This is a genomic window from Pseudomonas sp. efr-133-TYG-5, assembly GCF_030209175.1.
Lineage (GTDB): Bacteria > Pseudomonadota > Gammaproteobacteria > Pseudomonadales > Pseudomonadaceae > Aquipseudomonas.
In genome coordinates this window covers 1086252-1098348 of record NZ_JARVSM010000001.1, presented here as the reverse complement: position 1 = coordinate 1098348, position 12097 = coordinate 1086252, and the positions used below count along the sequence as shown (strand labels likewise).

Genomic DNA, 12097 nt, shown 5'->3' with positions numbered 1-12097 from the left:
GTTCAGTCGATACGCTTGAACACCAGCGCCTTCAGACCGCTCTGCGGATCGATATCGGGGAACTCGGGCGGGTTCTCCAGGCGCTGTTGGAATTGCAGGCTCGGCGCCTCGCGGGTGACACCATCGATCAGGAAGTCGGCGCCGAACGCCGGATCGTTCATGCACGCCAGCACGCTGCCCTGCGGGCTCAGCAGTTCCGGCAGGCGGCGCAGCACGCGCTGGTAATCCTTGGTCAGGAGGAAACTGCCTTTCTGGAACGACGGCGGGTCGATGATCACCAGATCATAGGGGCCGCTGTTGATCACCTTGCCCCAGGACTTGAACAGGTCGTGGCCAAGAAAGCTGACCTTGCTCAGGTCGTGGCCGTTCAAGCGGTGATTGTCGCGGCCCCGGCTCAGCGCCGCGCGCGACATGTCGAGGTTGACCACATGGCTGGCGCCGCCCTCGATGGCCGCCACCGAGAAGCCGCAGGTGTAGGCGAACAGGTTCAGCACGCGCTTGCCGGCGGCCTGCTCACGTACCCAGTTGCGCCCGTAGCGCATGTCGAGAAACAGCCCGGCGTTCTGCTTGCGGCCGAGGTCGACGCGGTACTGCAAGCCGCCTTCGACAATGCTCATCTCGTCGATTTCCGTGCCCAGCAGCCACTCAGCAGTGCTTTGCGGCAGGTAACGGTGCTGGATCAACAGGGTGTGCGCACCCGACTGCTGCCACGGCGCGGAGCCGGCGAGGTCCAGCAGCAGGCGCTTGAGCGCTTCGAGCTGAGCGGCCTGCGGTTCCTTGAACAGCGAGACCAGCACCACGCCTTGCAGCCAGTCCACGGTGAGCTGTTCCAGGCCCGGCCAGCAACGCCCGCGTCCGTGGAACAGGCGCCGGGTTTCGCGCGGTGCCGAGGTCAGCGCGGTGAGCAGGTGGGCGTGCAGGGTGGCGAGGGCTTCAGCGTTCATCAATCGGGATCGGCAAGCAAAAGGGCCGGCATTTTAACCAGAAAAACCCCGCCGCGACGGTCCGTCGACCGGACGTTGTTGAAAAGACCTGTATCAAAAATGAATTTCTGTACAAGCCGCTGCTCATACCAGATAAGCAGCGGGGTTCAAGCCGCTAAACCGTTAATGCAATTCAGGGAGTGCCAGTTCATGAGTCCAATTTCGACATCGAGCGCGCACCTTCCTGGCGGATTGATCCTGGTGGTCGAGGACGATCCGTTGATTCTGGAGTTTCTGTGCGAAATTCTTCAGGAGGAAGGTTTCAAGGTCGAACCGCAGACCAGCGCCGATGCGGCTTCGCAATATCTCGAGGAGCATGCGCCGGAAGTCGCGCTGTTGCTCACCGACATCACCATGCCCGGCACCCTCAATGGGGCGGACCTGGCCAATCTGGTCGGCGAACGCTGGCCGGACAAACCGGTGATGGTCATGTCCGGCTACGAGACCCCGGAGACTTCCGGGGTCAAGCACCCGGTGGCGTTCATCAAGAAGCCCTGGGCCATCGGCCAGTTGCTCGACTGCGTCGACGGCGCGTTCAAGTCCAAGGCGCCACGTCTGCACTGAGGTCTGCGCAAGTGCTACATTGCCGGGCTATCGGCCCGGCCCCTTGCCAGAGGATGTGAATCTTTGTCTGCTCACGATGCTGTTTTCCACCGCGCGTTCGGCGCGTTTTTGTTCGACATGGACGGCACCGTCCTCAATTCCATTCCCGCCGCCGAGCGCATCTGGTCAGCCTGGGCGGTGCGCCATGGCGTCGACGTCGAGACATTTCTGCCGACCATTCATGGCGTGCGTGCGATTGACACCATTCGCCGCTTGAACCTGCCGGGCGTCGATGCCGAGGCGCAGGCGGCGTTCATCACCGAAGCGGAAATCGCCGACGTCGAGGGCATCATCGAGATCCCCGGTGCCGCAGCCTTTCTCCAGGCCTTGCCGGCACAGCGCTGGGCGATAGTGACGTCGGCGCCACGGGATCTGGCGTTGCGGCGCATGGCGGCGGCGGGAATCCCCGAACCGGCGGTGATGATCACGGCCGAAGACGTCAGCGCCGGCAAGCCGGATCCGGCCGGTTATCGCCTGGCGGCCCGGCGCCTGGGGCTCGAGCCGGCTGATTGCCTGATTTTCGAAGACGCCAGCGTTGGCATCCAGGCAGCCGAAGCCGCCGGCGCGGCGCTGATGATTGTCACCACCACGCACCAGCATCCGCTGCAAACCGCGCACGCGACTGTCGCCGGTTATGACGCGCTCGCCTTCAGCGTCGATGGTGACGGCCGCCTGCACCTGCAACCCCGCTGACGCCTGCAGGTCAGTAGATTCCCGGCAGCAAGCGCCAACTGCGCGCGCAATAGGCGTCGTATTCGGCGCCGAACTGCGCCCGCAGCAGCGCTTCTTCCGAGTGAATGCGGGCGATCAGTGGAATCAATGTCAGCGCGGCCAGCACGATCCCCACCACCGAGCGAAACGCCAGCGCCCATCCCAGGGCATTGACCACCAGGCCCAGGTAACTGGGGTTGCGCAGATGGCGGTAGATGCCGTCGGTGACCAGCCGATGCCCCGGCTGGATCGCCACCAGGCCGCTGAAGCGATGGCCGAGGACGAATACCGGCCACAAACGCAACGTGCCGCCGACGATAAACAGCCATGCGCCGAGCCAGCGCACGCCTTCGCCACCCAGCGTCCAGACATCGAGGCGGTCGCAATACGCCGGCAGGAAGCCGCTGACCACACCAATCACGGCGAACGCCGGAATCACCCAGCGGTTGGCCCGATCCTCGCGTTCGCCCGAGCTCAGGTTGACCTCGCTGAACAGCGACGCCACCACCATCGCCAGGGTCGCCAGTGCGACCACAACCAGCGCTCCGTGGGAAAAGAACACCGCCACACCGCCGATGCCCCCTACCGCCAGGCCCAGATAGGCGAGCGTGGCCAACACCGCGACAACGGTCATTTGCGCAGACATTTTCATGGGCACCTCACGGCTGATCCGTTCAGTGTAGATCCCCGCTGTGCGCGGCGCGCCCGCTGGCGGGGCGGGGTGCCCAGCGCTCAGGCCGGTGCGGTGCCGCCCTCTGTCAGCACCGTGCGGAACGTCTCCACCAGTGGCCGCAGGTTGATCCGGTGCGACGCTGCCCACAGCGGTGTGGTGAGCGCCAGCCACGGCGCTTCGCGCAGCACCACGCCGGGCGGGGCGTTGTGGCTCAGGCCTTTCTGGATCATCGCGATGCCCAGCCCCGAGGCCACCAGACCGAGCGCGGTCAACGGCTCGGTGGCCTGGTGCGTCAGCGCCTGCTGTTCGGGCAATGCCAGCAGCCTCGGCTCGTCGAGCACCCGGAAACCGAGCAGATTGGGTCGTCATGCGTCGGCGGCTGGCTGACAAGGGCAATATCCAGACTACGCTGTCGCAGACCTTCGAGTGGCTCGGCGCACCTGAGGTTGCGCGACATGCACGTTGGGCCGAGCCACCCGCAGCACGCGCAGGGCCAGCCGATTTCCCTGGCCAATCCGGCGGTCGCGGCGGTGATTGCGGCCGCGTTCCGGCAGGCAATGCGCGAAGCGAAACTGGTTTCTGAACGAGCGCCGCTGCCCGGTCAAACGATCGCAGCGAGTGGTGACTCCTACCGTGGAGGTGTGCAATGAAGATTGATCTGAGTGGCAAACTGGCGATTGTCAGCGGCAGCACGGCCGGCATCGGCCTGGGGATCAGCCAGTCCCTGGCCGAATCCGGCGCCACGGTGGTAGTGATCGGCCGTGACACGGCCAAGGTCGAGCAGGCGCTGGCGAGCATTCGTGAAAAAGTCCCGGCTGCGCAGCTGCGTGGTTTGACCGCGGATCTCGGCACCGCCGAAGGCGCGGCGAAACTGTTCGCCGCCGAGCCGAAGGCCGACATCCTGGTGAACAACCTGGGGATCTACAACGACGTGGATTTCTTCGAAGCCGCGGACAGCGAGTGGACGCGCTTCTATGAGGTCAACGTGATTTCCGGCGTGCGCCTGGCCCGGCATTATGTACCGGCCATGGTCGAGCAGGGCTGGGGCCGGGTGATTTTCCTGTCTTCGGAATCCGGTGTGGCGACGCCGGCCGACATGATCAACTATGGCGTGACCAAAAGCGCCAACCTCGCGGTGTCCCATGGCCTGGCCAAACGTCTGGCGGGGACCGGGGTCACGGTCAACGCGATTCTGCCGGGGCCGACCTTCACCGATGGCCTGGAACTGATGCTCAAGGACGCTGCCGCCGAGTCCGGCCGCAGCCTGCGCGACGAGGCCGATGCCTTCGTGCAGAAGGCCCGTCCGACTTCGATCATCCAGCGGGTGGCGGATGTCGAGGAAGTGGCGCACCTGGTGACGTACATTGCTTCACCGTTGTCCTCGGCCACCACCGGCGCTGCGCTGCGGGTCGATGGCGGCGTGGTCGACAGCCTGACCATCTGAATCGGAATTGTTCTGGAGAGACGTTTAAACATGGCAACTGCATCAGCATCGATCGACATCCCGGCCTCGGCCGATCAAGTCTGGCAATTGATTGGCGGCTTCAACACGCTGCCCGACTGGCTGCCGTTCATTCCCAGCAGCGAACTCAGCGAAGGTGGACGCGTGCGTACCCTGAAGACCGCCGACGGCGCAGTGGTCATCGAGCGTCTGCAAGCGTTCGATAATGCCGCCAGGACTTACAGCTACTCCATCGAACAGGCGCCGTTTCCGGCGACCGATTACCTGGCGACGATCAAGGTCGAAGCCCAGGGGCAGGGTGCGCGGGTGACCTGGTCGGGACGCTTCACCGCCCAGGGCGTCAGTGATGAGGAAGTGGTGGCGTTGTTCAGTGGCATCTATCAGGGCGGTCTGGAGGCGCTGCGCGCCAACTATCCGGCCTGATGCGGGCAAAGATCGCAGCTTGCGCGGTCAAGTGCGCACTTGAGGCACTGGCGCAGGTTGCGTTCTTTTTTGCCGTTTCACGACGGTGAAATCAGATGCTGTTGGCAATTGAGCAGCAGTTTCGCTCCCCCCAGTTCACTGCTGCCCACCTCCAGTTCGAAGCCATGCAGGCTGACAATCGCCGCGACAATCGACAGCCCCAGGCCGAAGCCACCTTGCGGTTGCCCGCCCTCGGCGCGGTAGAAGCGCTGGAACACCGCTTCGCGCTCGGATTCGGGAATGCCCGGGCCGGAGTCGTGCACTTCGATCCGCGTGTGCCCGCCATCATTGATGCCGCGCAGAATCACCGTGCCGCCGGGCGGGGTGAACTTGATCGAGTTGCTCAACAGGTTGGCCAGTGCCTCGAACAGCAAGGCCCGGTCGCCGTTCAGTGGCGGCAACGATGGCGGCATGTCCAGCGCGAAGTTGAGTTGATCGTCCTCGGCCAGCGGCAGGTAAAACTCGTGCAGCTCCTGCAACAACTGCCGCGGATCCAGCTCGACAAACCCCGAACGGCGCTGGCGATCCTCCAGTTCGGAAATCCGCAACAGGCCACGAAACCGCGCCATCAGCGTATCCGCCTCGGCCAGCACCAGGTCCAGTTGCGCGGCTTCCTGCGAGCCTTCGCCGGCCTGCTGCTGCATGCGGTACAGCTGCGCACGCAGGCGGGTCAGCGGGGTGCGCAAGTCATGGGCGATGTTGTCGCAGACGCCTTTGACTTCGTTCATCAGCCGCTCGATGCGTTCGAGCATGGCGTTGACGATGGCGGCGAGCATGTCCAGTTCGTCGCGGCGGTTGGACAGCGGCAGGCGCCGGGTCAGGTCGCCGGCGACGATGGCCTGGGCGCTGGCCTGGATCGCGCGGATCCGTCGCAGCGGGCGTCGGCGCAGCAAATGCCAGCCGGCGATGCCCGGCAGGATGGTCAGCGACACCCCCCAGAACAGCGCATGCAGAATGATCCGTGTCACGGCGAACAGCGAGCCGTTGTCGCGCAACAACACCAGCCAGCGGCCATCGCGGGTCTGCGTCGCGACCGCATCGCAGCTGTCGGCCGGCAGGGTCGGGTCATCGGAGTCGGCGCAGTCGGCGAGCATGTGGATCTTGCCGTCCAGCGGCAGGCCCTCGGGGATCTGCTGCAAGGCACCGCCGAGGTAATTCTGCTCGGCGTCGAACAGGCCGTAGGCGTCGATGCCGCGAATGTCGAACGTCATGCTCGCGGCCAGCGCTTCTTCCAGTTGCTCGCCCTGGAAGTGCGAGAACAGATGCTGGCGTTGCATCAGCGAATGCTTGGCCAGGTTGTCGAGATAGCCGGACACTTCGAAGTACATGACCCCCATGAGGATCGCGCTCCAGGCCACGAACAACGAACTGTACAGCGCCAGCAGCCGGCTGCTGGAGGAACGCCAGCCGTCAGACGGGTTCGGCAATGACATAACCCGAGCCTCGCACCGTGCGGATCAGCGGGACATTGCCCGGTGGATCGATTTTCTTGCGCAGGCGGCCGATGTGCACGTCGATCAGGTTGGTGCCGGGGTCGAAGTGATAGCCCCAGACTTCCTCGAAAATCATCATCCGCGAGAGGATCTGGCCGCTGTTGCGCATGAGGAATTCGAGCAGCTTGTACTCGGTCGGCAGCAGCGTCAGCACCTGCTCGGCGCGGCGCGCCTCGTGGCTGATCAGGTCGAGTTGCAGGTCGGCCACCTGCAACGTGGTCGGCTGCGTGCCGCCGCTGTTCTGCCGGCGCAGCAGCACTTCGACGCGCGCGGCCATTTCGTCGGTGGCAAACGGCTTGGTCAGGTAATCGTCGCCGCCGGCGCGCAGGCCGCGCACGCGTTCATCGACATCGGACAGGGCGCTGATCATCAGAATCGGCGTGGCCACGCCCATGGTGCGCAGCGTGGTGACGATGGCCAGGCCATCGAGTTCCGGCAACATGCGGTCGAGCGTAATCAGGTCGTAGTGGCCGCTGACGGCGCGGTCGAGGCCTTCACGGCCGTTGTCCACCCAATCCACGTCGAGGCCGTGGCTGCTGAGTTCGGCGACGATCTCCCGAGCGGTCACGGCGTCGTCTTCGATGGTCAAGATACGAGTCATAGGCAGGCCTGCTGATCGGTTCAAACGGAATGGCAGCATTTTGCCAAGATTTTGCCGCGTCGCTTTAAATTAACTTTCATGTTGTAGCCGCGATTGCCTGAGGCGGCGGATTTATTTTTCCGCAACATTGATATCATCCGGCCATTATCTCGACCAGGAGTGGCGCGGTGCGTGGTTTGATTCGTTGTGGCTGGATGCCCATCACGGGCTTGTTGCTGGCGCTGTGCAGCGCTGCGACCTGGGCAGGTAACACCCCGTGTTCCGGGACAAAGGGTGGCATCGACCGGTGTGACGGCGATCTGTTTGTCTGCAATGACGGCTCGATCAGCGGCTCGAAGAAAAGCTGCGCGGCGCTGTTTGGCGACCCCAGCCCCGCGCGCCCGCAGCGCTTTCTGCAACGTGACGAGGGCTGTGCGTGCGGCACTGGCGCGTTCTGCACCGGACCGCGCGGGGGCGTCTACTGCCTGACTCCCAGTGGCAATAAAAGCTACAAACGCAAATAACGCGCTGGCCAAGCAATGCAGAAAACCCGCTGTTATTCGGCGCTTGTTGCAAATTGCATGGTCCTAGGAAGTTCAGTCTTTTTAACTAATTGAAATATAAAGATTTATTAAAAGTTGGCGACTGGCACGGTCACTGCAATTCATCTCGTGACGAGTTGTAACACCATTTTTCATGCCTGGAGCACTACAACAATGAATAGATCCTCTGATGGGTTTTATCCTGCCTACGAAGGAGAGTCGAGCAACGTCTCAGGCGTGTCCTGGGGTGCGATCTTCGCAGGTGCCGCCGCGGCGGCCGCCTTGTCGTTGATCCTGGTGCTGCTCGGTTTCGGTCTGGGTTTCTCTGCCGTTTCACCGTGGGCCGGGGAGGGCGTCAGCGCCAAGGGCCTGGGCATTTCGACGATTGTCTGGCTGGCGGCGACGCAGATCATCGCTTCCGGCCTGGGTGGCTATATCGCCGGTCGCCTGCGGGTGAAGTGGGCCAACATGCACGGTGACGAGGTGTACTTCCGCGATACCGCGCACGGTTTCCTCGCCTGGTGCGTCGCTACGCTGGTGACCGCGACCCTGGTGGTCGGCTCGGTCAGCAGTATCGTCAGCGGTGGTGTGCAGGCCGGGGCCAGTGTCGCCGGTGGTGCCGCCAGTGCCATGACCCAGGCAGCCGGCAGCGCTGCGGCCAATACCGACAGTGATCAGTACGGTTACTTTGTCGACAGCCTGTTCCGCGACGACCGTCCGGCCGCCGTCAGCGATGATGCCGCCCGTGGCACCGTCACCCGGATCTTCGCCCAGAGCCTGGCCAACGGTCAGCTGAGCGCCGAGGATCGTACGTATCTGGCGCAACTGGTCGCTCAGCGTACCAACCTCAGCCAGGCTGATGCCGAGCGTCGTGTCGACGAGATCTATGCGCGTACTCAGAAAGCCATTGCCGACGCCAAACTGAAGGCGCAACAGGCCGCTGATACCGCCGCCAAAGTGGCTGCCTGGACCTCGCTGTGGATGTTCATCGCGCTGCTGGCCGGTGCGTTCTTCGCCAGCCTCTCGGCCACCTTCGGCGGTCGTCGTCGCGATGCGGTCGAGTATGTCGAAGTCGAAACCTACACCACCACGACCACGCTGCCTCCAGTCCGTTAAACAAGGAGAATCACCATGCGCTCACTTCTACTGTTTTTCCTCGGTGTACCGATCCCGATCATCATTCTGATCGCCCTGTTCGTACACTGATTGTTGCGGGGCTCATGCCCCAGCCGCTGCCACCTTCGGGTGGCAGCGGCTTTTTGCATTCTGCAGGCGCTGCGGCCGCTGTCCGACGCCATGGGGCGTGGCGGCGTGCCAGGCGACGAACGCAGAACCGTCCGGTCATTTTCATCGACCTGGATCAATGTTCCCGGGGCCGATATCCCCTAACGTAAAAGATCCAGGCCCTTGCCGCTGGATCGACTACATTGCTTGCGCGCCTGTTGTTGCGCTGACGGAGTCACCCCAGCCGGCCGATTGAACCCCGTAAGGCCCCTGCGCCGGCGCGGTGTAGTGCAGCAAGGAGCTGTCGCAATCTCACCTGAACCTTTCACGGATGATTAACGCAATGCACTGCCTAGAAAGAACCTTTGATATCCAGCCCCTGGCGCAGGCGGATATGACCGTGCACATCAACGGTCAACCGGTCACTGCCGCCATTGGCGAAACCGTCCTCAGCGTCATTCAGTCCCTCGGCCTGCGCCAGGTCGCGCGCAACGATCACAACCAGATCAGCGGTGCCTACTGCGGCATGGGCGTGTGCCAGTGCTGCCTGGTGAAAATCAACGGCCGGCACAAGCGCCGCGCCTGCCAGACCGTGGTCCGCGACGGCATGCGCGTCGAAACCCAGGTCAATCGCCTCAACACGCAGGAGGCGCTATGAGCCTCGATCCGGTGATTGTCGGCGGCGGGCCGGCGGGGATGGCCGCCGCCATCGAACTGGCCCGCCACGGCGTGCGTTGCACCTTGCTCGAAGAAGCCTCGCGCCTGGGTGGCGTGGTCTATCGCGGGCCGCTGCGCGACGGTGTGCAGCTCGACTATCTGGGGCCGCGCTACAGCGAAGCACTGGGCAGACTGCACGGTGATTTCCAGGCGCAATCGGGCCTGATCGACGTGCGCCTCAACCATCGCGTGGTCGGCGCCGAAGGCACGCGTTCGCTGGTGGTGCTCGATGGCGACGAGCAACTGCAGGAATTTCACTATGCGCAGTTGCTGCTGGCGGCCGGTTGCCACGAGCGCAGTGTGCCGTTTCCCGGCTGGACGCTGCCGGGGGTGATCCTGCTCGGCGGCTTGCAGCTGCAAATCAAGAGCGGTGTGGTCAAGCCGCAAGGTCCGGTGCTGATTGCCGGCACCGGGCCGCTGTTGCCGCTGGTGGCGTGTCAGCTACATGCGTCAGGCGTGCGCGTGGCCGGCGTCTACGAGGCCTGTGCCTTCGGCAAGATCGCCCGCGAGAGCCTGGCGCTGCTGAACAAGCCGCAACTGTTCCTCGACGGTCTGAGCATGCTCGCCTACCTGAAGTTGCACGGTATTCCGATGCACTACGGCTGGGGTGTGGTCGAGGCTCACGGCGACGGCGAGTTGAGCAGCGTCAGCGTGGCGCCGTACTCGGCGACGTGGGAGGCCGACCTGACGCGGCTCGAACGCATCGAGGCGCAGACCCTGGCGGTGGGTTACGGCTTTATCCCGCGCACGCAATTGAGCCAGCAGATGGGCCTCGATCACGGCTTCAGCGACGATGGCTATCTGCGTGCCAACGCCGACATTTGGCAGCAAAGCAGCGAGGCGCACGTGCACCTGGCGGGGGACATGGGCGGCATCCGCGGCGGCGAGGCGGCGATGCTGGCCGGCAGGATCGCCGCGACGTCGATCCTGCTGCAACGCGGGGTGCTCGAGGAAGACCTGGCGCGGGTGCGGCGCGACCGCTACCTGGGCAAACTCAAGGCCATCGTGCGCTTCCGGGCGGCGGTGGATCGCTACACCGAGCGCGGCGTCGGGCAAACGGCATTGCCGGCGGCCGACACCGTGATCTGTCGCTGCGAGCACGCCACCCGTGCCGACATCGACCGCGCGCTGGAGCAGGGCGTGCGCGACATCGCCAGCCTGAAAATGCGCACCCGGGTGAGCATGGGCGATTGCCAGGGGCGGATGTGCGTCGGCTACTGCAGCGATCGGCTGCGCCAGGCCACCGGGCGTCAGGATGTCGGCTGGCTGCGGCCGCGCTTCCCGATTGATCCGATCCCTTTTTCCGCGTTCCAGTCCCTCGGCACGGAGGCCGCTGCTCATGAGTAAGTTCTATGACGTGGTCATCGCCGGCGGCGGTGTGATCGGCGCGTCGATTGCCTATCAACTGTCCAAGCGCAAAAACCTCAAGGTCGCGCTGATCGACGCCAAGCGTCCGGGCAATGCCACCCGCGCCTCGGCCGGTGGCCTGTGGGCCATCGGGGAGTCGGTGGGGCTGGGGTGCGGGGTGATTTTCTTTCGCATGATGTCGGCCAACCGCAAGCGCGCCACTCAGGGCGCGGCGGTGGCGGTGGATGCGAGCACGCCGCACATTCTGCCGCCGTCGTTTTTCGAGTTCGCCTTGCAATCCAACGCGCTGTATCCGGCGCTGCACCGCGAGCTGGTGGACAACCATGGGATGGATTTCAAGTTCGAGAAGACCGGGCTGAAATTCGTCATTTATGACGATGAGGATCGGCTCTACGCTGAACATATCGTTGGCTGCATTCCGCACCTGGCCGACCAGGTGCGCTGGCTCGATCAGGCGGCGCTGCGTGCGGCTGAGCCGAGCGTCAGCCATGAAGCGCGCGGGGCGCTGGAATTCCTCTGCGATCATCAGGTCAGTCCATTCCGCCTCGCTGACGCCTACACCGAAGGCGCGCGGCAGAATGGCGTGGAGATGTTCGTCAACACCAACGTCACCGGCGTGCTGCATCACGGCACGCGGGTCACCGGGGTGCAGACGGCCGAGGCCGGCGTGTTCCACTGCAAGACCCTGATCAACGCGGCCGGTGCCTGGGCGGCGGATCTCAGCGAGTGGGCCACCGGCGTGCGCATTCCGGTGAAGCCGGTGAAAGGCCAGATCCTGCTCACCGAGCGCTTGCCCAAGCTCCTCAACGGCTGCCTGACCACCAGCGACTGCTACGTGGCGCAAAAGGACAACGGCGAGATCCTCATTGGCAGCACCACCGAGGACAAAGGCTTCGACGTCAGCACCACCTGGCCGGAAATCGCCGGCCTGGTGCAGGGGGCGGTGCGCTGCCTGCCGGAACTGGCCGACATCAACCTCAAGCGCACCTGGGCCGGCTTGCGGCCGGGCTCGCCGGACGAACTGCCGATTCTCGGGCCGATGCGCGGGGTCGAGGGCTATCTGAATGCCTGCGGACATTTCCGCACCGGCGTGCTGACCTCGGCGATCACCGGGGTGCTGCTGGACAAGCTGATCAACGATGAAGCACTGCCGCTGGACATCACGCCGTTTCTGGCGGATCGGTTTGAAGTGGCGTCGGCCAAAGAAGAGAGGGCGCTGGAGATAGCCTGAGCCTGCTGGGTCCCACCTGATCGTTCCCACGCGCACGGTTCGCCGCCT

General features: G+C 64.2%; 13 protein-coding genes and 2 pseudogenes. 10 read left to right on the top strand and 5 right to left on the bottom strand.

Annotated features, from left to right (window positions below):
• Window positions 1-2 precede the first annotated feature (2 nt).
• Window positions 3-944, bottom strand: coding sequence for a class I SAM-dependent methyltransferase (locus QRN70_RS04905; RefSeq protein WP_285416082.1), 942 nt, complete (start codon window positions 942-944; stop codon window positions 3-5).
• Window positions 945-1133: 189 nt separating this feature from the next.
• On the opposite strand from QRN70_RS04905, the gene QRN70_RS04900 reads away from it, so the two are divergent.
• Both QRN70_RS04900 and QRN70_RS04895 read left to right on the top strand, forming a co-directional pair.
• Entirely contained in the window at window positions 1134-1547 is a 414-nt protein-coding gene (locus QRN70_RS04900; RefSeq protein WP_285416081.1) for a response regulator, read from the top strand.
• 63 nt (window positions 1548-1610) lie between these two features.
• Window positions 1611-2279, top strand: a complete 669-nt coding sequence (locus QRN70_RS04895; protein WP_285416080.1) for an HAD family hydrolase — start codon at window positions 1611-1613, stop codon at window positions 2277-2279.
• A gap of 10 nt (window positions 2280-2289) precedes the next feature.
• Here QRN70_RS04895 and QRN70_RS04890 read toward each other — a convergent pair whose 3' ends face one another.
• Window positions 2290-2949, bottom strand: a complete 660-nt coding sequence (locus tag QRN70_RS04890) for a methyltransferase family protein (protein WP_285416079.1) — start codon at window positions 2947-2949, stop codon at window positions 2290-2292.
• An 80-nt stretch (window positions 2950-3029) separates the two neighbouring features.
• Window positions 3030-3464: pseudogene (locus tag QRN70_RS04885) on the bottom strand (type 2 periplasmic-binding domain-containing protein); the annotation flags it as partial.
• A gap of 24 nt (window positions 3465-3488) precedes the next feature.
• Here QRN70_RS04885 and QRN70_RS04880 point away from each other — a divergent pair.
• The 3 genes and pseudogenes from QRN70_RS04880 to QRN70_RS04870 form a co-directional block, all read left to right on the top strand.
• A pseudogene (locus tag QRN70_RS04880) lies at window positions 3489-3620 on the top strand (aldo/keto reductase); the annotation flags it as partial.
• Window positions 3617-4414, top strand: a complete 798-nt coding sequence (locus QRN70_RS04875) for an SDR family NAD(P)-dependent oxidoreductase (RefSeq protein WP_285416078.1) — start codon at window positions 3617-3619, stop codon at window positions 4412-4414. The pseudogene QRN70_RS04880 and the gene QRN70_RS04875, both read left to right, overlap by 4 nt.
• Before the next feature lie 30 nt (window positions 4415-4444).
• Complete coding sequence (locus QRN70_RS04870) at window positions 4445-4855, top strand: SRPBCC family protein (protein ID WP_285416077.1); 411 nt, start codon at window positions 4445-4447, stop codon at window positions 4853-4855.
• Window positions 4856-4932: 77 nt separating this feature from the next.
• Here QRN70_RS04870 and QRN70_RS04865 read toward each other — a convergent pair whose 3' ends face one another.
• A complete protein-coding gene (locus QRN70_RS04865; RefSeq protein ID WP_285416076.1) occupies window positions 4933-6327 on the bottom strand; it encodes a sensor histidine kinase in 1395 nt (464 codons plus the stop codon).
• Window positions 6305-6988, bottom strand: coding sequence for a response regulator transcription factor (locus QRN70_RS04860; RefSeq protein WP_285416075.1), 684 nt, complete (start codon window positions 6986-6988; stop codon window positions 6305-6307). The genes QRN70_RS04865 and QRN70_RS04860 overlap by 23 nt, the downstream gene beginning before the upstream one ends.
• Window positions 6989-7155: 167 nt before the next feature.
• On the opposite strand from QRN70_RS04860, the gene QRN70_RS04855 reads away from it, so the two are divergent.
• From QRN70_RS04855 to hcnC, 5 genes are all read left to right on the top strand, one after another.
• Entirely contained in the window at window positions 7156-7491 is a 336-nt protein-coding gene (locus tag QRN70_RS04855; RefSeq protein ID WP_285416074.1) for a YdcA family protein, read from the top strand.
• A gap of 192 nt (window positions 7492-7683) precedes the next feature.
• Complete coding sequence (locus QRN70_RS04850) at window positions 7684-8625, top strand: hypothetical protein (protein ID WP_285416073.1); 942 nt, start codon at window positions 7684-7686, stop codon at window positions 8623-8625.
• Between the two features lie 451 nt (window positions 8626-9076).
• A complete protein-coding gene (hcnA, locus tag QRN70_RS04845) occupies window positions 9077-9391 on the top strand; it encodes a cyanide-forming glycine dehydrogenase subunit HcnA (protein ID WP_285416072.1) in 315 nt (104 codons plus the stop codon).
• Window positions 9388-10797, top strand: coding sequence for a cyanide-forming glycine dehydrogenase subunit HcnB (hcnB, locus tag QRN70_RS04840; protein ID WP_285416071.1), 1410 nt, complete (start codon window positions 9388-9390; stop codon window positions 10795-10797). Before hcnA ends, hcnB begins: the two co-directional genes overlap by 4 nt.
• Complete coding sequence (hcnC, locus tag QRN70_RS04835; RefSeq protein ID WP_285416070.1) at window positions 10790-12049, top strand: cyanide-forming glycine dehydrogenase subunit HcnC; 1260 nt, start codon at window positions 10790-10792, stop codon at window positions 12047-12049. The genes hcnB and hcnC overlap by 8 nt, the downstream gene beginning before the upstream one ends.
• Window positions 12050-12097 lie beyond the last annotated feature (48 nt).

What these genes read in the sequence shown, in the direction of transcription:
- QRN70_RS04905 (WP_285416082.1), bottom strand. Translation starts at nt 944, where the DNA reads ATGAACGCTGAAGCCCTCGCCACCCTGCACGCCCACCTGCTCACCGCG.
- QRN70_RS04900 (WP_285416081.1), top strand. Translation starts at nt 1,134, where the DNA reads ATGAGTCCAATTTCGACATCGAGCGCGCACCTTCCTGGCGGATTGATC.
- QRN70_RS04890 (WP_285416079.1), bottom strand. Translation starts at nt 2,949, where the DNA reads ATGAAAATGTCTGCGCAAATGACCGTTGTCGCGGTGTTGGCCACGCTC.
- QRN70_RS04875 (WP_285416078.1), top strand. Translation starts at nt 3,617, where the DNA reads ATGAAGATTGATCTGAGTGGCAAACTGGCGATTGTCAGCGGCAGCACG.
- QRN70_RS04870 (WP_285416077.1), top strand. Translation starts at nt 4,445, where the DNA reads ATGGCAACTGCATCAGCATCGATCGACATCCCGGCCTCGGCCGATCAA.
- QRN70_RS04865 (WP_285416076.1), bottom strand. Translation starts at nt 6,327, where the DNA reads ATGTCATTGCCGAACCCGTCTGACGGCTGGCGTTCCTCCAGCAGCCGG.
- QRN70_RS04860 (WP_285416075.1), bottom strand. Translation starts at nt 6,988, where the DNA reads ATGACTCGTATCTTGACCATCGAAGACGACGCCGTGACCGCTCGGGAG.
- QRN70_RS04850 (WP_285416073.1), top strand. Translation starts at nt 7,684, where the DNA reads ATGAATAGATCCTCTGATGGGTTTTATCCTGCCTACGAAGGAGAGTCG.
- hcnA (WP_285416072.1), top strand. Translation starts at nt 9,077, where the DNA reads ATGCACTGCCTAGAAAGAACCTTTGATATCCAGCCCCTGGCGCAGGCG.
- hcnB (WP_285416071.1), top strand. Translation starts at nt 9,388, where the DNA reads ATGAGCCTCGATCCGGTGATTGTCGGCGGCGGGCCGGCGGGGATGGCC.
- hcnC (WP_285416070.1), top strand. Translation starts at nt 10,790, where the DNA reads ATGAGTAAGTTCTATGACGTGGTCATCGCCGGCGGCGGTGTGATCGGC.